Below are 23951 nucleotides of genomic sequence, written 5' to 3' on the forward strand. Positions count from 1 at the left end.
GATGGGCGGGTTGAACAGACGGGATAGTCTCGCAAACCCGCCGCATGCGACGAAGGTTGTAGCGGATGCGGCCGCCGCGCCGGGACGCCGGGGTCGGCCCGCGGGCGCGCCGCGGGCCGCCGGCCTCAGGCCCGGTTCTGGCGGTTCTCGATCAGGTCGTCGACCACGCCCGGATCCGCGAGCGTCGAGGTGTCGCCGAGGGTGGAGAAGTCGTCCTCCGCGATCTTGCGCAGGATGCGGCGCATGATCTTGCCCGAGCGGGTCTTGGGCAGGCCCGGGGCGAACTGGATCAGGTCCGGCGACGCGATCGGCCCGATGTCCCGGCGCACCCAGGCGACGAGTTCCTTGCGCAGCTCCTCGGTCGGCTCCTCGCCCTGCATCAGCGTGACGTAGGCGTAGATGCCCTGGCCCTTGAGGCTGTGGGGATAGCCCACCACCGCGGCCTCCGAGACCTTCGGATGCGCGACGAGCGAGGACTCCACCTCGGCCGTGCCCATCCGGTGACCCGAGACGTTGATGACGTCATCGACGCGGCCGGTGATCCAGTAGTAGCCGTCCTCGTCGCGGCGGCAGCCGTCGCCCGAGAAGTAGCGGCCCGGGAAGGTCGAGAAGTAGGTCTGGACGAAGCGCTCGTGGTCACCCCAGACCGTGCGCATCTGGCCGGGCCAGGAATCGTCGAGGCAGAGATTGCCCTCGCAGGCGCCCTCCAGGACCTTGTTCTCGCCGTCGACCACCACGGGCTTGACGCCGAAGAAGGGCAGTGTGGCCGAGCCCGGCTTGAGGGCGGTGGCGCCGGGCAGCGGCGTGATCAGGATGCCGCCGGTCTCGGTCTGCCACCACGTGTCGACGATCGGGCAGCGCTCCTCGCCGACCACCCGGTAGTACCACTCCCAGGCCTCCGGGTTGATCGGCTCGCCCACCGACCCGAGCACGCGCAGGGACTTGCGCGAGGTTCGGCGCACCGGCTCCTCGCCCGCGCCCATCAGCGAGCGGATCGCGGTCGGGGCGGTGTAGAAGATGCTGACCTGGTGCTTGTCGACCACGTCCCAGAACCGGGAGATCGACGGGTAGGTCGGGATGCCCTCGAACATCAGGGTCGTGGCGCCGTTCGCGAGCGGACCGTAGACGATGTAGGAATGGCCCGTGACCCAGCCGACATCGGCCGTGCACCAGTAGACGTCGCCGTCGTGGTAGTCGAACACGTATTGGTGGGTCATCGAGGCGTAGACGAGGTAGCCGCCCGTGGTGTGGACGACACCCTTCGGCTGGCCGGTCGAGCCCGACGTGTAGAGGAGGAAGAGCGGGTGCTCGGCCTCGACGTGCTCGACCGGGCACTCGTCGGTGACCTGGGCGGCGGCCGCGTCGTAGTAGACGTCGCGGACCGGATCCATCGCCACGCTGCCGCCCGTGCGGCGCACGACGACGACGTGGTCGACGCTGTCCTCGGGCAGGCGCGCGATGGCGGCGTCCACGTTGGCCTTCAGCGGCACCTTGCGGCCCCCGCGCAGGCCCTCGTCGGCCGTGATCACCAGCTTCGACCCGCAGCCCTCGATGCGCCCGGCGAGCGAATCCGGCGAGAAGCCGCCGAACACGATCGAGTGGATGGCGCCGAGGCGCGCGCAGGCCAGCATCGCGAAGGCAGCCTCGGGGATCATCGGCAGGTAGATCGTCACCCGGTCGCCCTTGCCGACCCCGCGGTTGCGCAGGACGTTCGCCATCCGGCAGACTTCGGCGTGCAACTCGCGGTAGGTGATCTTGCGGGATTCCGACGGGTCGTCGCCTTCCCAGATGATCGCGACCTGATCGCCACGCGTTTCCAGATGGCGGTCAATGCAATTGTGCGCGACGTTGGTCACACCATCGGCGAACCAGCGGATCGAAACATTTCCCGGGCCGAAGCTGGTATCCTTGACCTGCGTATAGGGCTTGAACCAGTCGATCCGCTTGCCGTGCTCGCCCCAGAAACTCACAGGATCGTTGATCGACGCGGTGTACCACTCGCGATACTTCGCCTCGTCCACGAAAGCTCGCTCACGCACGGCCGCCGGCACGGCAACGATCCGCTGCGACATGGCGCTCTCCCTCTCCTCACCTTGACCGGATCATCCCGCGGGGCGCCGGTGCTTGTGGAGAGGAGTTAATCCGGCGACCGGCCTGCCTGCAACGGATTCTTCCGTCTAACGCCTTTCGGAGCACAGCCGCGCGAGGCGGCCCCTCCCGGCACGCGCGGGGAGGGATCGCGGTCCGGGGTCAGTCGCAGCCGATGCAGATTCCGGTATCGACCTTGCGGTTGATCTCCTTCACCCGGTCGGGCTGCTGGGTCGGATCCTGCGGCGCGGCAGCGCGACCGGGGGGCTTGGTCTGTCCGCTCGCCGTGATGCTGCGGTTCACCGAGCCGGTGCTGCCGGCATCGGAGGCGCCGGTGTCCGGAGCGGTGGTGCCCGGATCCGCCGTCTGGGCGGCGAGCGGACCGGCACCGAGGCCGGTCGCGAGGAGAACGAGGGCGAGAACGGGAAGATTGCGCATCGCGAAGGGCCTCGACGACGGGACTGTCCCGGGTCAACGCCCTGCCGCGGCCGCGGTTCACCCCCTCCCGCGCCTCAGGCGGTGCCGTCGCCCTGCAGGTAGCCGGAGCGCCGGCTGTCGGGCATCTGCAGCGAGGTCAGGAAGGCGATCGCGCACATGATGGTGACGTACCAGAAGAACCAGGTCTCGACGCCCCAGTCCTTGAAGGACAGGGCCACGAACTCGGCCGAGCCGCCGAAGGCCGCGTTGGCGATGGCGTAGGACAGGCCGACGCCCAGCGCCCGCACCTCGGCCGGGAACATCTCGGCCTTCACCAGCCCGCTGATCGAGGTGTAGAAGGACACGCAGAGCAGGGCCGCGGTGATCAGCAGGTAGGCGGTGACCGGGTCCTTGGCGCCGCCGATCGCGTGCATCAGCGGCACGGTCAGCAGCGTGGTCGAGGCGCCGAAGATCAGCATCGCGGTCTTGCGGCCGAACCGGTCGGCGAAGATCCCGAACAGCGGCTGCACCACCATGTAGGTGAACAGAACCGCCGTCATCACGTAGTTGACGGTCTTCTTGTCCATATGTGCGGTGTTGACGAGGTACTTCTGCATGTAGGTGGTGAAGGTGTAGAAGATCAGCGAGCCGCCGGCGGTATAGCCCAGCACCGTCAGGAAGGCGCGGCGGTGGTGGCGCCAGAGCGCCGCGATGCTCCCGGCCTCGCGCGCGCCACGGGTCTCGGCCGTCGAAGTCTCGTGCAGCGAGCGCCGCAGGTAGAGGGCCACGATCGCCGCGAGCGCGCCGATCAGGAACGGGATGCGCCAGCCCCAGACGCTCATCTCCTTGTCGGAGAGGGCGAGCGTGATCAGCACGACGACGAGCGAGGCGAGGAGTTGGCCGCCGATCAGGGTCACGTACTGGAAGGAGCCGTAGAATCCGCGCTTTCCCTTGAGGGCGACCTCGCTCATGTAGGTGGCGCTGGTCCCGTACTCGCCGCCGACCGAGAGCCCCTGCGCCATGCGGGCGAGGAGGAGCAGCACCGGCGCCAGGATCCCGATCTGGCCGTAGGTCGGCAGCACCGCGATCACCAGCGAGCCGAGGCACATCATCAGGACGGAGATCAGCATCGCGTTCTTGCGGCCGAGCCGGTCGGCGATCCGACCGAACAGCCAGCCGCCGATCGGCCGCATCAGGAAGCCGATGGCGAAGACCGCCGCGGTGTTGATGAGTTGGACCGTTGGGTCGGCGCCGGGGAAGAACGCGTCCTTGAAGTAGATCGCCGTGAACGCATAGGCGTAGAAGTCGTACCACTCGACGAGGTTGCCCGACGACGAGCCCACGATGGCGCGGATGCGCGCCTTGGTGTCGTAGGCGGCGATGGTCGGGTTCGCCGAGGACAGGGTATCGGTCCCGGCGGGCCGGGCGGGGGCTGTGGTCGACATCGCGGGGGCGATTCCTCTCTGCGGCCGGTCCGCCCTGATCGGTGGTTCCCGGCGACGATACCCGTTGGATAGCGGGTTTCGCCCGCCGCGCCAGCCCTGCGCCGCGGCGTTTCCCCGTCAGGACCGCGCGCAGGGTTCCGGCCGCTCCGGCCAGGGCCGGCCGTCGAGGCCCTTGGCCACCACCTCGCTGGCGGCGGCGTCGAGCCGGGGCCGCAGGCGCTGGCGCAGGGGCGCGATCTTGTCGCTGACCTGCACCCACTTGGCGCCGCTCCACTGCAGCACGAGGCCGGCGAGGTGGCCGCTGTGATCGGCGCAGGAGAGCCGGAGCGCCGCCGCGAAGCCGGTCAGGCCGAGTTCCTTCCAGCGCGCCCCGTCGAGGTTCACGCGCTCGAGGCCGCGGCGCACCGCCTCCCCGTCGAGCCTTTCGCCCGCACCGGCGCGCAGGGCGTTGCGGACACCCTCCGCGAGCACCACGGCCGCGTAGACGCCACGGGCGTAGAGGATCCCGGTGGCCTCGTCCTTCTCGGTGCGCGACAGGCCCGCGTCGATGGCGAGGAGGTCGATCTGATCGAAGGCCGGGAAGCTATCGGTGACGCCGTGCCACGTGATCGCCCGCAGGCCGCGGGCCGCGGCGCCGGCCCGGCGCAGGGCCTCGTCGTCGATCCCGGCGAGGGCGAGGATGCTCCCGGGCGCGATTCCGGCCGCCACGGCCTCCGCCACCGGGTCGCCCGCCAGCCCGGCCGTCCCGTCGAGCATCACCACCTCCGGCGCGGCCGCCCTGACGGTGCGCCAGACGTCCTGAGCCTCGCCCGCGTCGGGCAGCGCGTAGCTGCGCAGGGTGAAATGCAACTCCTCCGCTAGCGCCTCCATGACGGGCAAGGGATCCCGGCCCGCCGGACTGTCCCGGTACAGGTAGGCGACGCGCCGCCCCTCGAGGCCCTCCGGCCCGGCGATCAGCGAGGCGAGGGCGACCGTGAGCCCGTCCCAGGCCGTGGCCGGGGGCGCGAAGGCGTACGGGAAGGAGAGACCGGCCGCGGCCAGGGCGGGTCCGGCCGCCGCCGAGACGAGAGGGAGGCGGTCGGTGGTGCTCGGGCCGAGCAGGGCCAGGGCAACGTCCGCCGCACCCGGGTTGACGGCGACGGCGCCGCGCTCGCGGGCCGCCCCGTAGCAGGCCAGGCCCGCCTCCGGGCTGCCGCCGGTCTCACACTCGGTGACGACGACCTTGTGCCCGCCGAGCCCGCCGTCGCGCTGGTTGAGCATGGCGAAGTAGTCCGAGAAGCCGTTGGCCAGCGGCGTGCCCGAGGCGGCGAGCGGGCCGGCGCGCTCGGTGAGGAGGGCGAGCGGGATCTCCTGCGCCGCGGCCGGGGCGGCGAGGAGGGTCGCGAGGGCGACGCAGAGCAGGCGGCGGATCGGCATCGGCTCTTGTTTCCGGCGGCCTCGGACGCGCCGCGCCGCAGCGCACCCATCTAGCGCCGATCCGGGGGAGGGAGCTAGGGTCAAAACCCGATCAGCTTGGCCGTTGGAGAGGCCGCTGCCGACCTGTTGCAGACCCTGGGAAGGTCTGCTTCCAGGCTGTTGGGACGGAGGCTGGCGGCCGGGTTGTGTGGTTTCCTCCCATTCCGCTTCGGCGCAAACCCAGCACCGAAGCGGACATCCCCGACGCACACCCCTTGGTAGACGCTCTCCGGTCCCAGGACGCACGGGCGGCCGGACCTTGGCCGCTCGATCGTGCGGCCCGCGTGGAACGGAGAACGCAGCATTCGATCACGTCGCGTACTGGGCCTCGCCGTTGCCGAAGGACCAGTTTTCCTTGGCGACCTCGACGAGGCTGATGAACACGTCCTCGCGGCGCAGGTTCAGCCGCTCGTGCAAGCCATCCGCAACAGCCCTGTAGAAGGCTCGCTTCTGCTCGATTCCGCGCCCCGCATTGAGGGTGAGCTGGATGACAACACAGTCTCGCGTCCGATGAATGCCGAGATAACTCGGGTCGATGACGAAATTTTCCGGCTCATGCTCGTTGATAATCTGGAAGCGGTCGTCCTTGGGTACATTCAGCGCGTCGAGCATGGCGGCGTAGACGACCTCACCAATTACGCGGCGGTACTCGGCAGGCTTGCCCTTGGCGAGATCAATGCGCGCTAATGGCATGGGACACTCCTCGTTCTTCGTCGCTTGAGGTTTCGATCATGGGCTCTCGGGCCGCAATCGCTCAATGGGGCGACTGCGCTCGACCCGCAATCAGCGGGGCCAAGGGGCGGTCGGTCCGGCTCGGGCGGCTGTACGGCAGTCCGAGATCGATGTGGAGTACGGGCATCCGCGTGCGCTCAGAACCGAGCGCACAATCGGTCATCGCTCATCCGGTGACCACTCGGGGCTGTAGCCCCCGAGAGCCGGGTGATACATCTCGTCGCCCGAATGCTGCGTGAACTCCACGTTGAGGCGATCCTCGCGCAGGCCAAGGATCTCGGTGCAGTGGGCGCACAGCGCCTTGGCAACCGCCATCCGCAACTCGGCCGGCCGCCCCTTGCGGATGTCCAGCATCATCACGGAGACCGGCACCGGCTCGCCGCCGGCGTCCGCTATCCGCCACACGCCGCCCTCGCCGAGTTCGCGGATGGCGACGCTGATCCGCCGGATGTCGACCGACATCATCTCCGCGTAGGTCCGGCTCATCAGCGCCGCGAGGCGCTTCTTGGATGCCACGGAATGCGGGCCGGTCACGTCAAGCTGAAGGTACGGCATGGGTTCCCCTCGGAGTTCAGGCCGCGTCCGCGGCCGCGAGACCGTAGCGCGCCGCAGGCTTGGCGTTGTTGAACTTGGCGGAGATCGCGCGGCGATCCGCCTCCCAGCGCGTCCAGTCGCCGACATCCTGCAGGCCCGGGATGGTGACGAGCTCGCCCTGATCGAGACCGGCCAACGCCGCGTCGACCAGATCGGCCGCCGACATGGTGATCGCGGACGTCTTCTGCGCCGCGTAACCGGCGACATCCCAGAATTCGGTCGCCGTCGCGCCGGGGAGCACGGTCTGGACGCGCACGCCCTTGTCCGCGAGGTCCTTCTGGAGCGAGTGGCCCAAGCTGAGGACGTAGGATTTCGAGGCGCTGTAGACGCCGTTGAGCACCTCGACGGCGATGCCGACGACGGACGAGATGTTGACGATGGTCCCCGATCCGCGCGCCACGAAAGCCGGAGCGACCGCGAAGGTCAGGCGGGTCAGCGCGGTGATGTTGAGCTGGATCATCGCGTCCATCGTCTCCACGTCGGCCTGGAGGATCGACGCGACGGAGCCGATGCCGGCGTTGTTGACCAGCATGGTGATGCTCGCGTCCTCGCGCAGCCGAGCCTCCAGGCGCGCGAGATCCTCCCTGCGGCCCAGGTCGGCCCTGAACGGCTCGACCTTGCGCCCGGTCTCCCGGGCCAAGCGGTCGGCCAGCGCCTGCAGCCGCTCCCCGTTGCGGGCAACCAGCAGCAGGTCATATCCCCGCTTGGCGAGACGGTCGGCGTAGATCGCGCCGATGCCGGCGGACGCGCCGGTCACGACGGCAAGGCCTTTACTGGATTCGATCGTCATCGTCGTTCTCCTCGTCCTGCGCGCCACCTGGCGGGCGGCGTTCGATGGGAGAAAGCTATCCTTGCCTGGACGCGGCACAAATGTCATACTTGCGTCGATTCAGGACATGGAAGACAGGCATGCAGCGCGTCGGCTTCGTCGTCTATCCGGACTACTCGATGATGGCGCTGGCGGCCGTGCCGGCCTTCGAGGTCGCGAACCTCGCGGCGGACGAAGCGACCTACGACATCCACTTCGTCTCCGAGCACGGAGGGCCGGTCCGCACATCGGCCGGCATGAACGTGGAGACCGAGGCGTTCGGCCAGACGCCCTTCGATACCCTCGTCGTCGGCGGCGGTACGTTCGTACGCCCGTCGACGCCGGGCCTCGTCGCCCTCGTTCAGCGCGCGGCTGCTCAGGCCCGGCGCATCGCTGCGATCTGCACCGGAGCCTTCGTTCTCGGCGAGGCCGGCCTGCTCGACGGCCGGCGTGTCACGACGCACTGGATGCACGCCCACGCGTTGCAGAACCAGTTCCCGAAGTGCTCGGCCGACGCGGACCGCATCTTCATCAACGACGGCCCGATCTGGACATCGGCGGGGATGAGTGCCGGTATCGACCTCGCTCTTGCCCTGATCGAGGCGGATCTCGGCCACGAGGTGACGAAGGAGATCGCCAAGAAGCTCGTGCTCTACCACCGCCGGGCAGGGGGCCAGTCGCAGTTTTCGACCCTGCTCGACCTCGACGCGAAGTCGGACCGGATCCAGGCGGCCCTGACCTATGCCAAGCGGAACCTGCACCGGCCGCTATCGGTCGAGGAACTGGCGGAAGCCGCGCATCTCAGCCCTCGCCAGTTCAGCCGCGTCTTCCGTGCCGAAACTGGCCAGTCGCCGGCCAAGGCGGTCGAGAACCTGCGCGTCGAGGCCGCGCGGGTTTTGATGGAGCGCAGCCGGCATCCCATCGACGCCGTCGCCGACCAGACCGGTTTCGCAGACCGCAATCGGATGCGCCGGGCCTTCCTTAGGGCGTTCGGGCAGCCGCCGCAGGTCATCCGGCGCAATGCACGCGGAGGACTGGATACGGCGAGTGCGTAGGTCCGGCCTAACCTTTGGGCAGCGCTCCCTGGCAATGATGCGGTCCCAAGGTCTGCTTCTGGGAGAAGAACGAAGACGGATGTTCGTCCAGCCTGGGTCGGTTGCGGGACGTCCGCTTCGGGCCGACAGGCGAAAGGCCGCTCACAACACCTGCGCGGCCCTCGGGATGGTCAGGAGGATCGGGATTTGACCCCAAGGTGAGCACGAGAGCCGGCGCGCCCGTCCGGGCGCGCCGGGTGCCGGGCTCAGGCCCGCGCCGCCTCCCGGCCGTTGACCGGGACGCGCTTGGCGCGATCCTCCGCCTTGGCGGATTTCGGCAGGGTCACCGTCAGAACCCCGTTGCGGAAGCTGGCCTGCGCCTTGTCCTCCTCGACCGGGAAGGGCAGGGCGATCACCCGCTCGAACCGGCCGTAGACGCGCTCGGTGAAGCCGCGCTCCTTCCGCTCGGTCTCGGCCTTCTTCTCGCCCCGCAGGGTCAGCACGTCGTCGTCCACCAGGACCTCGACGTCCTTGTCCTCCAGACCCGGCAGTTCCGCCGAGACGCGCACCTCCGCGTCGGTGGCGCTCACCTCGATGGTCGGCCAGGTCGAGAGGGGCCCGAGCAGCGAGGGCGCTCCCGCGTCGAACCGGTTGAACACGTCGTCGAACAGCCGGTTCACCTCCCGGTGCAGGGCGAGGAACGGGCTCACCTCGGAGCCCTGGAGCGGCGAGGCGGCCGCGTTGCGACCGCTGCGCCACGGGATCAGATCCTTCACAGCCATCGTCTCTCTCCGTGTTTCCGTGCCGTGATTTCGCCGAACGGGGCCGACCTCACGCGGCCTCGGCGACGAGCCGCGCGGGCTCCGCCCGACGCTCCGGAAGCGCCGGCGACCCGGTCCCGATCGCGATGCGCCGCGGCTTGAGGGCCTCCGGCACCTCGCGCACGAGGTCGATCACCAGCAGGCCGTTCTCCAGGGACGCGCCCGTGACCTTCACGTGATCGGCGAGGTTGAAGGTCTGGCGGAACGCGCGGCCCGGGATGCCGCGGTGCAGGTGACGGCTCTCGCCCTCGGGCTCCGGCTTGCGCCCCGCCACGATCAGGGTCGTGTCTGCCTGCGTCACCTCGAGTTCGTCCGGGGTGAAGCCCGCCACCGCCATGCTCACGCGGTAACGGTCCTCACCCGTCCTCTCGATGTCGTAGGGCGGCCAGCCGGCCAGGGACTCGACGCGCGCGGCCTGATCGATCAAGTCGAACAGGCGATCGAACCCGACGGTCGAACGATACAGGGGAGAAAGATCGTACCTCATAGCCACATCCTCCGTTGAGCAACATGGATATGAGAGCGCCGGCCAGGAACCGGCGCCCGCTATGCCAAGCTCTTCAGCCTTGGCGAGCGATGAGGTGGGGGCGCTGCTTGCCCGTTCAAGAGGTACTTTCGGAATTTTGTTTGCAGATCGTCGCGGATCACCGGCGACCCTTGCGGCAACCCATCCGCGGGCATCGACGGCAGCAGTGCTGCCCGCGCCTCACCCCGCCAGCACCCGCGCCGGAGGGAACAGCACCTCGACGAGGGTGCCCTCGTTCTTGCGGCTCGTCACCCGCAGGGCGCCGCGATTGGCCTCGACCAGGGCCTTGGTCAAGGGCAGCCCGAGCCCGGTGCCCCGGCCACGGCGGTTCTGGGCCGTCGCCACCTGCCGGAAGGGCTGGAGCGCGGTCTCGATCTCGTCCGGCGTCATGCCGATACCCGTGTCGCGCACCCGCAGGGCCACGCCGCCCCGGTCGGTCATCGCCGTCGACACGATCACCTGCCCGCCCGCATCCGTGAAGGTGATGGCGTTCGCGATGAGGTTGAGCGCCGCTTGGCGCAGGGAACGCTCGTCGGCGAGGACGGGCCGCAGGTCCGCGGCGAAGCTCGTGCGCACCACCACCCGCTGGCGGGCGGCCTGGGCCTGCATCAGGGAGACGCTCGCCCACACGAGGTCGTTCAGCACCACGCCGGTGAAGCTCAGGTCGAATCGCCCCGCCTCGATCTTGGCGAGGTCGAGGAGGTCGGTCACGAGGCTGACCACGTGCTCGCCGGAGCTGCGGATGTCGCGAAGGTAATCCCGGTAGCGCTCGTTGCCGATCGGCCCGAACTGCTCCTCCATCATGACTTCCGTGAAGCCCAGGATGGCATTGAGCGGCGTGCGGATCTCGTGGCTGATCGTGGCCAGGAAGTCCGACTTGTGGCTGCTCGCGGTCTCGGCGGCGCGCTTGGCGCGCAGGAGTTCAGCCTCCGTGCGCCGCGCCGCCGAGACGTCGCGGATCAGCGCGGAGATGCGGGCCTGCTCCCCTTGTCCCACGCGGGCGAGGGTCAGCGCCAGGATCCGCTCGCCGTTCTCCGCCGCCACCTCGGTGCCGGACGGCTCGCCCCCGCGGGCGCGCTCCAGCGCCGCGCGGATGGCGGGACGCCCCTCCGGCACGAACAGCGCCGTCAGCTCGTCGCCCGTCACCTCCCGCGGCTCCAGGCCGAACAGGGCGCGCGCGCGCTTGTTCAGCGACAGGATCCGGCCGCGCGCGTCGAGGGTCGCCACCCCATCCGTCACCGCGTCGAGGACGGCCTCCATCTCGCGCAGGGTCGCCTCCTGCCGCGCCCGCGCCATCTCGGTCGCCGCCAGATCCCGGGCCGGGTCCGCCTCCGGCAGGCGGCGCAGGAGCAGCAGGCTCGCCGGGGCGCCCGCCCAATCGAGGGTGGTGAGCGTGACGGCGACCGGCACCGCGCCGCCATCGCGACGCGCCAGCACCACCGGGTGGCCGCCCTCCACCGCCGGCAGGTCCGCCGGGGCGCGGCCCCGGAACAGCACGCCCGCACCGCCGGCCTCGGCCAGGGCTTCGGCGCTCTCGTAATCGGCGAGCGCCAGCAGCGCCCGGTTGGCGAGGAGCACCTCCTCGCCCCGATGGACCAGGATCCCGACCGGCAGCCGGTCGAGCAGGCGCGCCGTCTCGCCGAGCGCGGCCGGCCCCCGCTCCGCCTGCCGGGCGATCGCTAGGGAGCGGAACGGGGTCACGGCGCCGCCCCGCCGCGGCGCCTCGTTCTCGTCGTCCGGAAGATCGGGCGGGTCGCCGGCGAAGCGCGCGCCCAGCGCCCGGGCGATCTCGCGGAAGGCGGCGTGCTCGTTCAGCGACAGCTGGTTTCCGGTGAGAGGCGCGCGCGCGGCCGGATCCGGGGCGGGCGCCTCGGGCGCTGCCGCCTCCCCGTCTCCCGCGCCCGGCGGCCGTGCGAGCGCCTCGCCGGGCGCGGCGGCCGTGGCCGTGCCGGCCGGCTCCGCGGCAACCTCCGGCGCGGCGCGGGGAGATTCCCGGGTCCCGCCGGTCGTGGCCGCGTCGGGATGTGTCTCGCCCGGGAAGGGCCAGCCGAGCCCGAACGGGTTGAGGGGCGCCGAGGCCATCATGCCGGCAAAGCCCGCGATCGTGGCCCCGGCCAGCGACGCGAAGGCGGGGAGGTCGGGGACCGGGGCATCCCCGGGCCCGGCGTCGCGCGGCGGAGCGTTGCGCCCGATCGCCATCACCGCGGCGGCCCGCTCCCGCAGGCTCGGACGGGGTGGCGCTTCCGCCCCCTGAGGGGCGCTCGGCGGGCGCGCCGGCATGGCCGCGCGCCGGTCCGGATGGATGACGCCGAAGCCGCTGAAGCCCGCGAAGGCGCGGCCCTCTCCGAGCCGCGGCGTGCCCGACAGGTCGATCGCGACGCCCTGCCCGGATTCGCCGAGCCGCCACAGCACCGGCACGGCGCGGAAGGTCCGGCGCGCCTCCAGCACCTCGGCGAGGCCCCGGTCCGGCGCCACCGTGGCGTGGCCGAGGAGGTCGAACCACGTTTCGCCGACCGGACTGGTCCCGAGAATCTCCACGAGCGCGTCCGTCACCTCGGCGATCCGCCCCTCCGCATCGCTGCGCCACAGGAAGCGGACCGTGGGGCCCGCCGCATTGGCTGCCGGCGCCGCGGGCTGGGACGGGCGGCCGGCCGGAAGCGGCCGGCGGCGGGGCCGCAGGTTCGGCACGGGATCGATCGGGATCACCGCGAGGCAGCGCCGCCCATCTCCGAGCGTCGCCACGAGGCAGGCGCAGACGAGGGGAGGGATCAGGCGCCCGGGATCGACGCGCAGGCGCGACAGGCGGGGCTTCTCCCCGTCCGGAGCGAGATGCCGCAGCCCGCGCAGCTGACGCGGCAACTCGAGATCGGGGTCGATCCGGCCTTCGGGATCGCTGATGGCGGCGCGGAGACCCATCGCCGCAGGGGTGGCGTAGAGAACACGCGCGACCGCTTCGTCGATCAGGAGACACGCGAGAGCGCGGCCGGATACCAGCCTCCGTAGGGCGGGAAGCTCCTTCAGCGCGGCGATCCTGGCCTCGAACAGCGCGTCTTCGACCACCATTTCTCCCCAACCCACCCGATCCCATCGAATCGGGCGATTCGCCGCCCCGCCACAATCGGCCTCGTCAGATTTAACGGAAATGAAACGCCCTGGCACGGGCACGGAATGCGCAGCCCGCGCGTTAAACAGCTATTAACCTTAACGGACCCGCCCGACCTGGCATCCGGCGGGCGATGTGGTATTGTGCAGTGCACAACGCCCATGCCGCGGGTGCGGGGACGGCTGTGCCGGACGACAAGAGAGGAGACGAACATGAGCACGACCCCGAACTACGAGATCCCGACCGAGATGCGCGACTTCGCGGAGAAGAGCGTCGAGCAGGCCCGCAAGGCGTTCGACTCGTTCATCAGCGCCGCGCGCAAGACCGCCGACACGCTCCAGGGGTCGGCCGAGGCCGCCCGCAGCAACGCCCAGACCCTGTCGACCCGCAGCTTCTCGTTCGCCGAGCAGAACGTGAACGCGGCCTTCGACCTCGCCCAGAAGCTCGTCCGCTCGCGCGACGTTCAGGAGGCGATGCAGCACCAGGCCGAGTTCATCCGCAGCCAGTTCGCGGCGATCCAGTCGCAGGCCAAGGAGTTCGGCAGCATGACCCAGTCGGCCATGCAGCAGGGCGCCGAGAACGCGAAGGCCGCGATGCAGCAGGGTGTCGACCAGGCGAAGTCGGCCGCCAACGAGTTCAACCAGAACACGCACAACGTGGGCTGACCGCCCGCCGGGGGTCTTCCCCGTCCAGGATCGGCTCGTGCGGCCGCGCTTTCGAGGAGGCGCGGCCGTTCGCGTTCAGGCGTCGGCGGACCCGTCGCGCCAGGAGGGACGGGTCAGCGGGCCCACGTCGGTCTCCGCCTCCTCGTCCGATTCGGGCGGCCGCGCCCGTTCCTCGCCCGCGGGCGGTTCGAGGTCCCGCACGAGCCGCGCGATCCGCATGGCGCGGTCCGCGCAGTCGGGCGACAGCCGCGCGATCTCGTCCACGAGGGCGAGGATGGCATCCACGCTGCGCTGCCACTGGCCCGGATCGGTCATGGCCTGCCTCCGCTGGTGCAAGGCCGCGTTGCCGCGGATTCGCGCATGGGCTACCGATGCCCGCCCGCGCCGTCCCGGGCCCGGGGCGCGCACCCTGACGGAGAAACGCAGTGATGCGACGGTTCGTTCGCGCGTGTCTGACCTCGGCGGTCCTGATGGCGGGGGGCCTCGCCGGCCCGGCCGCCGCCCAGCCCTACGACGCCGACGAATACGCCCCTCCGCCGCCGCGGCGTCACCGCCCGGCCCGGCCGGTTCCCGCGGGCTACAATTGCGACGCCATCCAGCCCGGCCTCTCGGGCCCGCATCCCTATTCCTGCCCGCTGCCGGGGCCGCGCCCGCTCGGGGCGCGCTGCTTCTGCGACCTGCCGATCGCCCCGTTCAGCCCGCCGCAGTCCCCGGCCCCGGGCCGCGTGGTGCCCTGAACGCGACGAGGGCCGCCCCGCGGCGGCCCTCCTCTCGCGGCCCTGAAAGCCGTGTTAATTGAGGACGATGACCTTCGCGCCGACCTTCACGCGCTCGTAGAGGTCGGTCACGTCGTCGTTCGTCATGCGGATGCAGCCCGAGGACACCGCCTGACCGATCGTGTCCGGCTCGTTCGAGCCGTGGATCCGGTAGAGCGTGCCGCCGATATACATGGCGCGGGCGCCCAGCGGATTGTCGATGCCGCCGGCCATGTAGCGCGGCAGGTCGGGGCGGCGGGCGATCATCTCCTTCGGCGGCGTCCAGGACGGCCACTCGCGCTTGGCGACGATCGTCTTGGTGCCCGACCACGTGAAGCCGGGACGGCCGACGCCGACGCCGTAGCGGATCGCCATCCCGTCACCGACCACGAGGTAGAGTCGGCGCTCCGCCGTCGAGACCACGATCGTCCCCGGGGCGTAGCTGCCGGTGAAGGGCACGAGCTCCCGGGGGATCGGCGCGACCTGGGCCTGATCGGTGCTGCCCGCGGCCTGACCCTGGCCGTAGGAGGGGGGCGCGTAGACCTGCCCGCCATAGCCGCGGCTGGAGTAGTACTCCTCGCCCGGGTTGACGTCGAACGGGTCGTAGGGAGCCGCCTTGACGGGGGCCGAGGCGAGCACGCAGGCACCGAGGACGCCCGCGAGGGCGGTGGCGAAGATCTTCATGGCTGGGAGCCTTACCTCAGCAATTACCTTTGCAGTTAAGAATGTCCGACGAGGACTTCGGTTCCCTGAAAAAGCCATGCTTGGTGCTGTGGTGAACCGCTGAGCCGCCGGCGCTGACGGAGGGTGTGCGCCAAGCGCGGCGGTCTGGCAGTGCGCCGGCGCACCGGCGGCGGTTCCGCGCCGCGGGGTTTCGGTGCCGCCCTGGATGAGGCGCATGACCTCGCCCGCTCGCCGAGCGGGCGAATTCCGACATCACGACTCCCACCGCGCGAGGCCCTGCGAGCGACGGGAGGGTGCCGCGAGCCGATGCGGGACCGGCCGATCCGCGCGCTATGATCCTCCTGACGGATCGGGAGGGCGACATGCGGCGGCGGATCGACGGGGGCTCGTCCTTCGAGCGGGATTACGGCTATTCCCGCGCCGTCATCGAGGGCGGCTTCGTCTTCGTCGCCGGGACGACCGGCTACGACTACGCCGCCATGACCATGCCGGAAGGGGCGGGCGCCCAGGCCGAGGCCTGTTGGCGGACCATCGCGGCGGTGCTGGACGAGGCGGGCTCGTCCCTGGAGCAGGTGGTGCGCGCGACCTACTACGTGACGGACAGGGCGGATGCGGAGGCGGTGCTGGCGGTCGCCGGGCGGGTGATGAGTGCGGCGAGGCCCGCCGCGACGCTCCTCGTCGTGGCGGGCCTGCTGCGGCCGGAGATGAGGGTCGAGATCGAGGTGACGGCCGCGCTTGGCTGACCCGGGTCAGGCCGCCCGCACCGCCGCGAGCACCTGCGTGACCTCGCGGCGGAGGCGCTCGGCCTGCTGCGACAGGTCGGAGGCCGAGGCGAGCACCTGCGTGGCGGCCGCGCCCGTCTCCTCCGCCGCCAGCGCGACGGTGCCGATGGTCGCGGTGACGTCCTGCGTCCCCGCGGCCGCCTGCGAGATGGTGCGGACGATCTCCTGCGTCGCCGCGCCCTGCTCCTCCACCGCCGCGGCGATCGAGCCCGTGACGGCGCTCATCCGCTCGATCACGCCGGTGATCCGGTCGATGGCCGACACGGCCTCGCCGGTCGAGCCCTGGATCCGGGCGATCTGGCCGGTGATCTCGTCCGTCGCCCGGGCGGTCTGGGAGGCGAGTTCCTTGACCTCGGCCGCGACGACGGCGAAGCCCCGCCCGGCCTCGCCGGCCCGGGCGGCCTCGATCGTCGCGTTGAGGGCGAGGAGGTTGGTCTGACCCGCGATGGCGGAGATCATCGCCACAACGTCGCCGATCTGCGACGCCGCCCGGCTCAGGTCCCGCACCACCTCGGCGGTCTGGCTCGCCTCGGTCACGGCCGCCCGCGCCAGTTCGGCGGAGCCGTGGACCTGGTGGCCGATCTCCTGCACTGAGGCCCCGAGTTCCTCCGTCGCGGCCGAGACCGTGGTGACGTTGGTGGCCGTCTCCTCGGCGGCGGCAGCCACGGTCGCGGAGCGGAGAGCGGTCTCGCCGGCGGTGCGGCTCATCCCGCCCGCCGTCGCTTCGAGCTGCGCCGCGGCGGCCGTGACCGTCCCGAGAATGCCGCCCACCGCGGATTCGAACCCGTCCGCCATGTCGCGCATCGCCGCCCGGCGCTGCGCCTCGGCCCCGGCCCGCGCGGCCTCGCTCTCGCGCTCCAGCGCCCGCGCCCGCTGCAGCGCCTCCTTGAACACCTGCACGGCGGCGGCGATGCGGCCGATCTCCGTGCGGCGCCCCGGCTGCGGCACCGCGACGGAGAGGTCGCCCTCCGCCAGGGCCTGCATCGGGCGGAGCACCGAGTCGATGCCGCGCGAGATCCCCCGCGTGATGAGGGCGGCGAGGCCCGTCGCGAGCAGCATCGCCCCGATGGCCGCCGCGACGACCAGCATCCGGACCTCGCCGTAGACGGCATTCGCGTCGGTCTCGGCGCGGGCGGCGCCCTCGTTGTTCAGGGCGATCAGCCTGTCGAGCGCCACCGAGGCCTGACGGCGAGCGCCGATCCCCTTCGCCTCGTAGAGCGCGAGGGCCTCGGCCTTGCGCCCGGCCCGCGACAGCGCCGTCATCTCACCCGCCACCGCGACGAAGGCCGCCCAGTCCCGGCGGAACTGGTCGTAGATCGCGCGTTCGGCGTCGCTGCTGATCACCTGCTGATAGCGCGTCGCCGCCGCGTCGAGCTTGGCGCCGCGCTGCCCGAGATCCGCCTCGACGCCGCCCGCCGCCGTCTCGTCGGTCGTCAGCAGGTGCCGCAGCAGGCTGGTGTTGTATCGCCCCGTGAGCGCGTCGATCTCGCCCGCGATCCGCACGCTCGGGAGCCAGTTCCGCTGCACGTCCTTCAGCAGGCCGTCGACGCGCCCCACGCCGTACAGGCCGAGGCCGCCGAGGCCGATCAGGAGCGCGGTGAGGATCGCGAAGGCGATCGCCAGTTTGCTTCGGATGGACAAGAGATCGATCGACAAGACGCGCTCCAATGGTAACCCGCACCGGATCGCGGCAGCGGGCGCCGGACACCGCCTTCTCGATGATAGGGGTAAATCAATCGATTACAGCTCACACAGCGAAGGATATATTGATGATTCCGAGTGACATGGGTGCTCGCATACGGCCGATGCCACTGCTTTGACGATGGGCACCATGGCATTCGGCGAGCGCTCGCGCATTGCCCTGGGAGCCGATGAGGCGCACCCGATTCCGGCGGCCGCGACCGCGCGGGCTTGGCGGCTGCGCGCATGCGGCGCCTCCCTGCGCGCAGCCATGCCCGCGGGCCGAGGGCCATGGCGCGGCGTCGCGATCGGCCGCCGCCGGTCACTCCCGCGCGGCGCAGCGCGCCGAGCCGGCCTCGGCGGCGTCGCACCAGTCTTGGCCCGTCCAGAGCCGCACCTGCACGGTCGCCGCGCCGTCCTCGACGCGGATCCGGTTGTAGGCGTTCGGCTCGTTCCCGCGCAGACGGGTGGAGGTGGCGGAGCCCGCCTGCACGGCGAGCAGACGCTGCGCCGTGGTCCGCGCCTCGCTGACATCGATCTCCGCCCGCGTGCCGGACGGCGCCGGCGCCACGAAGCGCGAGTAGCCGCGGTGGAGATGGCCCGCGAGCGCGAGGCCGACGCAATGGCGCTGGAAGGCCGCCAGCGCCTCGTCCGCCCGGCCGACGAGGCGCGCCTCCACGTCCCAGGGCGGCGGGATGAAGGGGTGGTGTCCCACCACGATCCGGAACAGGTGGCCGGGCAGGGCGGCGAGGCGCGCCTCGGTCCGGCGGATCTGCGCCCGGGTGATCTTGCCCTGTGACCAGTCGCGCTCGGGCGCCCAGGTCCGCACGGTGTTGAGACAGATGACCGCGATCTCCTCGTCCTGGAACAGCGGCTCCGTCTCCGCCGCGATGTGGCGGCGGTAGCGGCGGAAGGGATGGAGGAAGCGCTCCCAGAGCCGGAAGGGCGTGATGTCGTGGTTGCCCGGCACAGCGATCACCGGCGCGGCGAGTCGGTCGAGGAAGGCGCGCGCCTCCGCGTATTCGCGGTGATGCGCCCGCATGGTGAAGTCGCCCGAGGCGATCACGAGGTCGGGGCGGTCGCGGTTCAGCTCCGCCACCAGCCCCTCGACCGCGGCCGGATCGGTGCGGCCGAAATGCAGGTCCGAGATATGCGCGATCCGCCTCACCCGGCGCGCTCCGCGGCCGGGACCAGGACCCGCAGCGCTCGCGGGCGCAACCGATAGGTGAGCGGCGGCTTCAGCAGGATTACCTCTCCGTCGTTCATCACCCGCAGTCGGCGGCGCGACGCGGTGAGAGTCAGTTCCGTCGCCTCCGTCCGGTCGAGGTCCGGATGGCGGCGCCACTCGCCCACGGCGAAGCCGAGGCCGAGGCGGAGCAGCCGCGGCGCCGTGAGCGCGGCGATGACGTAGAGCGTGAGGCGCCCCTGGTCGAGGCCGGCGCGGTGAAGCACCTCACCGAATCCCTCCCGGTAGTCGCCGACCACAATCGCCAGCGTCCTGAAGCGCACCGGCCGGGTCACGCCCCCGACGGTGAGACGCGCGGACATGCGGGGGTAGCGGCCGAGATGCCGCCAGAGCACCGCCGCCATGTCGAGGAGGCCGCGCAGGCCGAGGCGGCCGCGGCGCGCCTCGCGGTGCCGCTGCATCCGGGCCGGCAGGCCCAGGACCGAGTTGATCGCGAAGACGTGGCCGTTGACCTCGCCGAGGTCGATGGCGTGCGGGCGCCCTCGCGCGATCACCGCCGCGGCGGCCTCGAGGTCGAGGGGCAGCCCGAGATCCTTCGCCAGGAGGTTCATGGTCCCCGCGGGCAGGATGCCGAGGGGGACCGGGCCGTCCGCGAGGCGGTGCGCCGCGCAGGCAAGGGTACCGTCGCCGCCCGCCACCACGACCGCGTCGATGCCCGGCACCGCGGCCGCGGCCGACAGGCGGTCGGGGAGGGGAAGGTCGGGGCGCGGCTCCGGAACCACCGTCACGCCCGCCGCGGCGAGGAGGGCCGCCGGCCGCTCGGGTGCGAGGCCGCGCTCCGAGAGGGCGCCCGACGCGAGATTGGTCACCAGCACCACCCGCCGGCCTGGGCCGGCGCCCGGCGTCGCATCCACCATCGTTCCCGCCCTCGCGATCGATTCGCGGGAGAGTGCCGGGGCTTCATCTCAACTGGATGGCGGTGCGCCGGGATCAGGCGGCCCGGACGGTGTCGAGGAACCGAGACATCTCGGAATTGAGGTGGTTCGCCTGCCGCGACAGTTCGCTCGCCGCGGCGAGGACCTGCTCGGCGGCGGAGCCGGCCTCCTGGGAACTGCCGGCGAGGTGGTCGATGGTCCGCGACAGGGAGGTGGTCCCATCCGCCGCCTGCGCGACGTTGCGCACGATCTCCTGGGTCGCGGCGCCCTGCTGGCCCACGGAGGCGGCGATGGCGGAGGCGACGCCGCCGATCTCCTGGACGCGCCCGGTGATCTCCCCGATCGCCGCCACGGCCTGGTCGGCCGCCCCGCGGATACGGGCGATCTGCTTCGTGACATCCTGGGTGGCCCGGGCGGTCTGGTTGGCGAGCTCCTTGACCTCGGCCGCGACGACCGCGAAGCCGCGCCCCGCCTCGCCGGCCCGCGCCGCCTCGATCGTGGCGTTCAGCGCGAGGAGGTTGGTCTGGCCGGCGATGTCGGAGATGAGCCCGACCACGTCCCCGATCTGGCCCGCCGCGTCGCGCAGCTCCGCCACGAGGCCGGAGGTCTGGCCGGCCTCCGCCACCGCGGCCGAGGCGAGACCCGCCGATCCCTGCACCTGCCGCCCGATCTCCTGCACCGAGGCGCCGAGTTCCTCCGCGGCCCCGGCCACCGCGGTGACATTCCCGCTCGCCCGTTCGGCCGCCTGCGCCGCCTCCGCGGCCTGTCCGGCCGCTCCGCTCGCCGTGACCGTCATGCTCTGCGCCGTGGCCTCCAATTCCGTGGCGGCCGCCGTCACCGCGCCGAGCATGCCGCCGACGGCCCGCTCGAAGGCGCCGGCGAGATCCCGCATCGCCTGCCGCCGCTGCGCCTCGGCGCCGGCGCGGGCGAGCTCCGCTTCCTCCTCAAGGGCCCGGCGGCGCACGAGGTTGTCGCGGAACACCGCCAGGGTCTCCGCCATGGCGCCGATCTCGTCGCGCCGGTCCGACCCGGGAATCGCCACCGTCTCGTCCCCCTGCGACAGGCGCCGCATCGCCGCGGTGACCTGCCCGATCGGCCGCACCACGCGCCAGACCGCCACCGCCGAGGCCGCCAGCGCCAGGACGAGGGCGACGACCAGGGCGGCGATCACGAACCGCGCGATGCCGTCCTGTGCCTCGTGGGCCGCGGCGCGCGCCCGGTCGGCGAATTGCCGGTTGAGCGCCATCGTCGCGTCGAGGGCGGCGAGGGCGTCCCTGTACTCGGCGGCCATCGGTCCGCGGAAGCGGCGCATGATCTCGTCGCGCTGCGTCGGGTCGATGCGGCGCAGGTTCTCCCATCCGGCCAGCATGGTCTGCCACCGCGCCCCGAAGGTGCGGAAGGCCGCCCGCTCCTCCTCGCTGGAGAGGGCCGCGTCGTAGCGCGCCGCCGCGTCCTTGATCTCGGTGACACTCTCGGCCCAGCGGGCATAGAGCTTGCGGCTCTCCTCGGCATCCTCCGCGAGGAGGCACTGGTACTGCCGGATCCGGGAGCGGGCCACCATCGTGCTGATCGTGTGGAGGGCATCGAGGGACGGGAGCGCGTGCTCCGTCACGTCGCGCAGCCGGGCCCCCAGGCCCGCGATCTTGTAAGCGGTGACTCCGGCCTGCGTCACCGCGACGGCGGTCAGCACCGCGAACAGGCCGACCAGGAGGGCTTTCAAGGAGAGGCGCATGGCCCGACATTCCGCAAAGCAGCTTCGCGCTGCGCGGCGAACCTTCAATAATCGCGTGAAAAAATCGTTATATCATCGGCAGCTGCGCGCGCTGTACCGATTGACGCTTCGATGACGGCGCCGCGATTGCGGAAATATACGTCCGACATTCTGAAGTTTCGGACCAGTCGTGACCCACCGGCCCGAGCCACCGCGCAGTCGAGCGGCCGGGGCCGGGAGGGATTGGGGACCGCGGCGGCGATCCAGCGCGCCGCCGCGGCCGCCGGGTCACGCCGCCTGCTTGGCCGGGCGGCCGTAGAAGCGCTCGCCGGTCTCCGCCATGGCGAGGAGGCTCTCCGGCGGAGCGAAGCGGGGACCATGCTTGGCTTCGAGGGAGCGGCACAGCTCCACGAAACGCCGCGCGCCCATCCCGTCGATGAAGGAGAGGACGCCGCCCGTGTAGGGCGCGAAGCCGAAGCCGAGGATCGAGCCGACATCCGCCTCGCGCGGGTCGGTCACCACGCCCTCGCCGTAGACCCGCGCGGCCTCGACCGCCTGGGCCACGAGGAGCCGGTGCTTCAGCTCCTGGAAGTCGACCGCGTCCGGATCCTGGCGTTTGCCCGCGATCTCCGCGAGGCCGGGCCAGAGGCGCTTCGGCCCGCTCTCCGGATAATCGTAGAAGCCCTTGCGGTTCTTGCGCCCGAGCCGGCCCTCGCGCTCGACGAGGGCGGTGAGGATGCGCTCCTGATCGGCGTTCACGGCCGCCTCGCCGACCTGCGCCTTGGTGGCCTTGAGGATCTTGAGGCCGAGATCGACGCCGACCTCGTCGTTGAGGGAGAGGGGGCCGACCGGCATGCCGGCCTGCCGCCCGGCATTCTCGATCATCGCGGCCGGCACGCCCTCGGCCAGCATCAGGTGGCCCTCCAGGATGTAGGCGCCGACGCAGCGGTTGGCGAAGAAGCCGCGCGCGTCGTTGACCACGATCGGCGTCTTCTTGATCGCCCGCACGTAGTCGAGGGCGGTCGCGAGCGCCCGCTCGCCGGTCTCCTTGCCCATGATGATCTCGACGAGCAACATCTTCTCGACCGGCGAGAAGAAGTGGATGCCGATGAACTGATCGGGACGCGACGAGGTCTTGGCGAGGCCGCTGATCGGAAGGGTCGAGGTGTTCGAGGCGAAGATCGTCTCGGGACGGATCGCGGCCTCGACCTTGGCGATGACCTCGGCCTTGACCTTCGGATCCTCGAACACCGCCTCGATCACGAGGTCGCACGCGGCGAGGGCGGCGTAATCCGTGGTGGCGGTGATGCGGGCGAGCAGCGCGTCGCGGTCCGCGGTCTTGGCGCGGCCCTTCATGATCTGGTCGGAGACGAGCTTGTGCGAGTAGGCCTTGCCCTTCTCCGCCGCCTCGGCGCTCTGGTCGATCAGCACGACCTCGAGGCCGGCATTCGCCGACACGTAGGCGATGCCCGCTCCCATGAAGCCCGCCCCGACGACGCCCACCCGCTTCAGGCTCACCGGCCCGACCGAGGCCGGACGGCGGGCGCCCTTGTTCAGTTCGCCCATCGAGACGAAGAGCGAGCGGATCATCGCCGCGGCTTCCGGCGAGCGCAGGATCTTGGCGAAGTAGCGGCTCTCGACCTTGAGCGCGAGATCCATCGGCAGCTGCAGTCCCTCGTAGACGGATTGCAGGATCGCCTTCGCGGCCGGATAGTTGTCGTGCGTCTCGCGGCGGTAGATGGCGTTGGCGGGCGGCCAGGTCATCATCCCGGCCGGTGAGTAGACCTTGCCCGACGGCGCCTTGAACTTGGGCTGATCCCAGGGGGCGACGGCCGAGCCGCCGTTGCGGATCCAGGCCTTGGCCTCGTCGACGATCGCCTCGCGCTTGGCCACGGCCTGGACGAGGCCCATGTTGCGGGCCATCAGCGGCCGGATTTGGTCGCCCTTGAACAGCATCTGCAGGGCGTCGCCGGTCTGCATCAGCCGAGCGACGCGCTGGGTCCCGCCGGCGCCCGGGAAGAGCCCGACCTTGATCTCGGGCAGCCCGACCCGGGTCTTGTCGTCGTCCGACAGGACCCGGTGGTGGCAGGCGAGGGCGAGTTCGAAGGCGCCCCCGAGGCAGGTGCCGTGCACCGCCGCCGCGAAGGGCTTGCCGCAGGTCTCGAGCTTGCGGAAGAGCAGGGACAGGCGCCGGGTCTCGTCGAAGAAGAAGCGCATCGCCTCCTCCTCGCCGCGCTCCTTGGTGAGCCGCGCATACTCGGCGCCCACCTGCTGGAGTATGGTCAGGTCGGCGCCGCCCGAGAAGGCCTCCTTGCCCGAGGTGATCACGCAGCCCTTGATCGCGGCATCGCCCGCGACCGCGTCGATGATCCGGTCGAGTTCCGCCATCACCTCGGGGGTGATGACGTTCATCGAGCGGCCGGGGCTGTCCCAGGTCGCGAGCGCGATGCCGTCGGAATCGGTCTCGAAGCGGAAATGCGTGAGGTCCATCGGGGCGTCCTCTCTTGGTCCGGGGCCTCCCGCGCCGGGC

General features: G+C 71.3%; 21 protein-coding genes. 4 read left to right on the plus strand and 17 right to left on the minus strand.

Annotated features, from left to right (window positions below):
* Positions 1-125 precede the first annotated feature (125 nt).
* The 7 genes from acs to ACW9J6_RS25125 all read right to left on the minus strand — a co-directional run bounded on the left by acs (position 126) and on the right by ACW9J6_RS25125 (position 7521).
* Complete coding sequence (gene acs, locus ACW9J6_RS25095; protein ID WP_457115257.1) at positions 126-2072, minus strand: acetate--CoA ligase; 1947 nt, start codon at positions 2070-2072, stop codon at positions 126-128.
* Between the two features lie 178 nt (positions 2073-2250).
* Positions 2251-2526 carry a hypothetical protein gene (locus ACW9J6_RS25100; RefSeq protein ID WP_457115256.1) on the minus strand — a complete coding sequence of 92 codons (276 nt, stop codon included), beginning with the start codon at positions 2524-2526 and terminating at the stop codon, positions 2251-2253.
* Positions 2527-2600: 74 nt separating this feature from the next.
* Complete coding sequence (locus ACW9J6_RS25105) at positions 2601-3950, minus strand: MFS family transporter (protein WP_457115255.1); 1350 nt, start codon at positions 3948-3950, stop codon at positions 2601-2603.
* A gap of 117 nt (positions 3951-4067) precedes the next feature.
* Positions 4068-5366: an ABC transporter substrate-binding protein gene (locus tag ACW9J6_RS25110; protein ID WP_457115254.1), complete on the minus strand. Its 1299-nt coding sequence runs from the start codon at positions 5364-5366 to the stop codon at positions 4068-4070.
* 348 nt (positions 5367-5714) lie between these two features.
* Positions 5715-6098 carry a tautomerase family protein gene (locus tag ACW9J6_RS25115; RefSeq protein ID WP_457115253.1) on the minus strand — a complete coding sequence of 128 codons (384 nt, stop codon included), beginning with the start codon at positions 6096-6098 and terminating at the stop codon, positions 5715-5717.
* 198 nt (positions 6099-6296) lie between these two features.
* Positions 6297-6692, minus strand: coding sequence for a tautomerase family protein (locus ACW9J6_RS25120; protein ID WP_457115252.1), 396 nt, complete (start codon positions 6690-6692; stop codon positions 6297-6299).
* A gap of 16 nt (positions 6693-6708) precedes the next feature.
* On the minus strand, positions 6709-7521 hold the full coding sequence (locus ACW9J6_RS25125) for an SDR family NAD(P)-dependent oxidoreductase (protein WP_457115251.1): 813 nt from the start codon (positions 7519-7521) through the stop codon (positions 6709-6711).
* 119 nt (positions 7522-7640) lie between these two features.
* Here ACW9J6_RS25125 and ACW9J6_RS25130 point away from each other — a divergent pair, with 119 nt between their 5' ends.
* Positions 7641-8594, plus strand: a complete 954-nt coding sequence (locus ACW9J6_RS25130; protein ID WP_457115250.1) for a GlxA family transcriptional regulator — start codon at positions 7641-7643, stop codon at positions 8592-8594.
* A gap of 245 nt (positions 8595-8839) precedes the next feature.
* On the opposite strand, the gene ACW9J6_RS25135 is transcribed toward ACW9J6_RS25130, so the two are convergent.
* The 3 genes from ACW9J6_RS25135 to ACW9J6_RS25145 all read right to left on the minus strand — a co-directional run bounded on the left by ACW9J6_RS25135 (position 8840) and on the right by ACW9J6_RS25145 (position 12983).
* The gene (locus tag ACW9J6_RS25135; protein ID WP_457115249.1) at positions 8840-9355 is read right to left on the minus strand and encodes an Hsp20/alpha crystallin family protein; all 516 of its coding nucleotides are present in this window, start codon (positions 9353-9355) and stop codon (positions 8840-8842) included.
* 49 nt (positions 9356-9404) lie between these two features.
* Positions 9405-9881 carry an Hsp20 family protein gene (locus ACW9J6_RS25140; RefSeq protein WP_457115248.1) on the minus strand — a complete coding sequence of 159 codons (477 nt, stop codon included), beginning with the start codon at positions 9879-9881 and terminating at the stop codon, positions 9405-9407.
* A gap of 219 nt (positions 9882-10100) precedes the next feature.
* Positions 10101-12983: a sensor histidine kinase gene (locus tag ACW9J6_RS25145; protein ID WP_457115247.1), complete on the minus strand. Its 2883-nt coding sequence runs from the start codon at positions 12981-12983 to the stop codon at positions 10101-10103.
* Positions 12984-13235: 252 nt separating this feature from the next.
* Here ACW9J6_RS25145 and ACW9J6_RS25150 point away from each other — a divergent pair, with 252 nt between their 5' ends.
* Complete coding sequence (locus ACW9J6_RS25150; protein WP_457115246.1) at positions 13236-13688, plus strand: phasin; 453 nt, start codon at positions 13236-13238, stop codon at positions 13686-13688.
* 75 nt (positions 13689-13763) lie between these two features.
* On the opposite strand, the gene ACW9J6_RS25155 is transcribed toward ACW9J6_RS25150, so the two are convergent.
* On the minus strand, positions 13764-14003 hold the full coding sequence (locus ACW9J6_RS25155; protein ID WP_457115245.1) for a hypothetical protein: 240 nt from the start codon (positions 14001-14003) through the stop codon (positions 13764-13766).
* Positions 14004-14116: 113 nt separating this feature from the next.
* Between ACW9J6_RS25155 and ACW9J6_RS25160 the strand changes: the two genes are divergently transcribed.
* Complete coding sequence (locus ACW9J6_RS25160; RefSeq protein WP_457115244.1) at positions 14117-14425, plus strand: hypothetical protein; 309 nt, start codon at positions 14117-14119, stop codon at positions 14423-14425.
* 54 nt (positions 14426-14479) lie between these two features.
* Here ACW9J6_RS25160 and ACW9J6_RS25165 read toward each other — a convergent pair whose 3' ends face one another.
* Positions 14480-15127, minus strand: a complete 648-nt coding sequence (locus ACW9J6_RS25165) for a L,D-transpeptidase (RefSeq protein ID WP_457115243.1) — start codon at positions 15125-15127, stop codon at positions 14480-14482.
* A 362-nt stretch (positions 15128-15489) separates the two neighbouring features.
* Here ACW9J6_RS25165 and ACW9J6_RS25170 point away from each other — a divergent pair, with 362 nt between their 5' ends.
* Positions 15490-15870, plus strand: a complete 381-nt coding sequence (locus tag ACW9J6_RS25170) for a RidA family protein (protein ID WP_457115456.1) — start codon at positions 15490-15492, stop codon at positions 15868-15870.
* Positions 15871-15876: 6 nt separating this feature from the next.
* Here ACW9J6_RS25170 and ACW9J6_RS25175 read toward each other — a convergent pair whose 3' ends face one another.
* The 5 genes from ACW9J6_RS25175 to ACW9J6_RS25195 form a co-directional block, all read right to left on the minus strand.
* Positions 15877-17565: a methyl-accepting chemotaxis protein gene (locus ACW9J6_RS25175; protein ID WP_457115242.1), complete on the minus strand. Its 1689-nt coding sequence runs from the start codon at positions 17563-17565 to the stop codon at positions 15877-15879.
* Between the two features lie 346 nt (positions 17566-17911).
* Positions 17912-18757 (minus strand): metallophosphoesterase family protein, encoded by an 846-nt coding sequence (locus tag ACW9J6_RS25180; RefSeq protein WP_457115241.1) that lies wholly within the window; start codon positions 18755-18757, stop codon positions 17912-17914.
* Entirely contained in the window at positions 18754-19692 is a 939-nt protein-coding gene (locus ACW9J6_RS25185) for a diacylglycerol/lipid kinase family protein (protein ID WP_457115240.1), read from the minus strand. Before ACW9J6_RS25185 ends, ACW9J6_RS25180 begins: the two co-directional genes overlap by 4 nt.
* A gap of 73 nt (positions 19693-19765) precedes the next feature.
* A complete protein-coding gene (locus ACW9J6_RS25190) occupies positions 19766-21442 on the minus strand; it encodes a methyl-accepting chemotaxis protein (protein ID WP_457115239.1) in 1677 nt (558 codons plus the stop codon).
* A gap of 267 nt (positions 21443-21709) precedes the next feature.
* Positions 21710-23911 (minus strand): 3-hydroxyacyl-CoA dehydrogenase NAD-binding domain-containing protein, encoded by a 2202-nt coding sequence (locus tag ACW9J6_RS25195; RefSeq protein ID WP_457115238.1) that lies wholly within the window; start codon positions 23909-23911, stop codon positions 21710-21712.
* Positions 23912-23951: the final 40 nt, after the last annotated feature.

The organism is Methylobacterium sp. JK268, from assembly GCF_054052225.1.

Coding starts and splice junctions, on each gene's coding strand:
- acs (WP_457115257.1), bottom strand. CDS start 2,072: ATGTCGCAGCGGATCGTTGCCGTGCCGGCGGCCGTGCGTGAGCGAGCT.
- ACW9J6_RS25100 (WP_457115256.1), bottom strand. CDS start 2,526: ATGCGCAATCTTCCCGTTCTCGCCCTCGTTCTCCTCGCGACCGGCCTC.
- ACW9J6_RS25105 (WP_457115255.1), bottom strand. CDS start 3,950: ATGTCGACCACAGCCCCCGCCCGGCCCGCCGGGACCGATACCCTGTCC.
- ACW9J6_RS25110 (WP_457115254.1), bottom strand. CDS start 5,366: ATGCCGATCCGCCGCCTGCTCTGCGTCGCCCTCGCGACCCTCCTCGCC.
- ACW9J6_RS25115 (WP_457115253.1), bottom strand. CDS start 6,098: ATGCCATTAGCGCGCATTGATCTCGCCAAGGGCAAGCCTGCCGAGTAC.
- ACW9J6_RS25120 (WP_457115252.1), bottom strand. CDS start 6,692: ATGCCGTACCTTCAGCTTGACGTGACCGGCCCGCATTCCGTGGCATCC.
- ACW9J6_RS25125 (WP_457115251.1), bottom strand. CDS start 7,521: ATGACGATCGAATCCAGTAAAGGCCTTGCCGTCGTGACCGGCGCGTCC.
- ACW9J6_RS25130 (WP_457115250.1), top strand. CDS start 7,641: ATGCAGCGCGTCGGCTTCGTCGTCTATCCGGACTACTCGATGATGGCG.
- ACW9J6_RS25135 (WP_457115249.1), bottom strand. CDS start 9,355: ATGGCTGTGAAGGATCTGATCCCGTGGCGCAGCGGTCGCAACGCGGCC.
- ACW9J6_RS25140 (WP_457115248.1), bottom strand. CDS start 9,881: ATGAGGTACGATCTTTCTCCCCTGTATCGTTCGACCGTCGGGTTCGAT.
- ACW9J6_RS25145 (WP_457115247.1), bottom strand. CDS start 12,983: ATGGTGGTCGAAGACGCGCTGTTCGAGGCCAGGATCGCCGCGCTGAAG.
- ACW9J6_RS25150 (WP_457115246.1), top strand. CDS start 13,236: ATGAGCACGACCCCGAACTACGAGATCCCGACCGAGATGCGCGACTTC.
- ACW9J6_RS25155 (WP_457115245.1), bottom strand. CDS start 14,003: ATGACCGATCCGGGCCAGTGGCAGCGCAGCGTGGATGCCATCCTCGCC.
- ACW9J6_RS25160 (WP_457115244.1), top strand. CDS start 14,117: ATGCGACGGTTCGTTCGCGCGTGTCTGACCTCGGCGGTCCTGATGGCG.
- ACW9J6_RS25165 (WP_457115243.1), bottom strand. CDS start 15,127: ATGAAGATCTTCGCCACCGCCCTCGCGGGCGTCCTCGGTGCCTGCGTG.
- ACW9J6_RS25170 (WP_457115456.1), top strand. CDS start 15,490: ATGCGGCGGCGGATCGACGGGGGCTCGTCCTTCGAGCGGGATTACGGC.
- ACW9J6_RS25185 (WP_457115240.1), bottom strand. CDS start 19,692: ATGGTGGATGCGACGCCGGGCGCCGGCCCAGGCCGGCGGGTGGTGCTG.
- ACW9J6_RS25190 (WP_457115239.1), bottom strand. CDS start 21,442: ATGCGCCTCTCCTTGAAAGCCCTCCTGGTCGGCCTGTTCGCGGTGCTG.
- ACW9J6_RS25195 (WP_457115238.1), bottom strand. CDS start 23,911: ATGGACCTCACGCATTTCCGCTTCGAGACCGATTCCGACGGCATCGCG.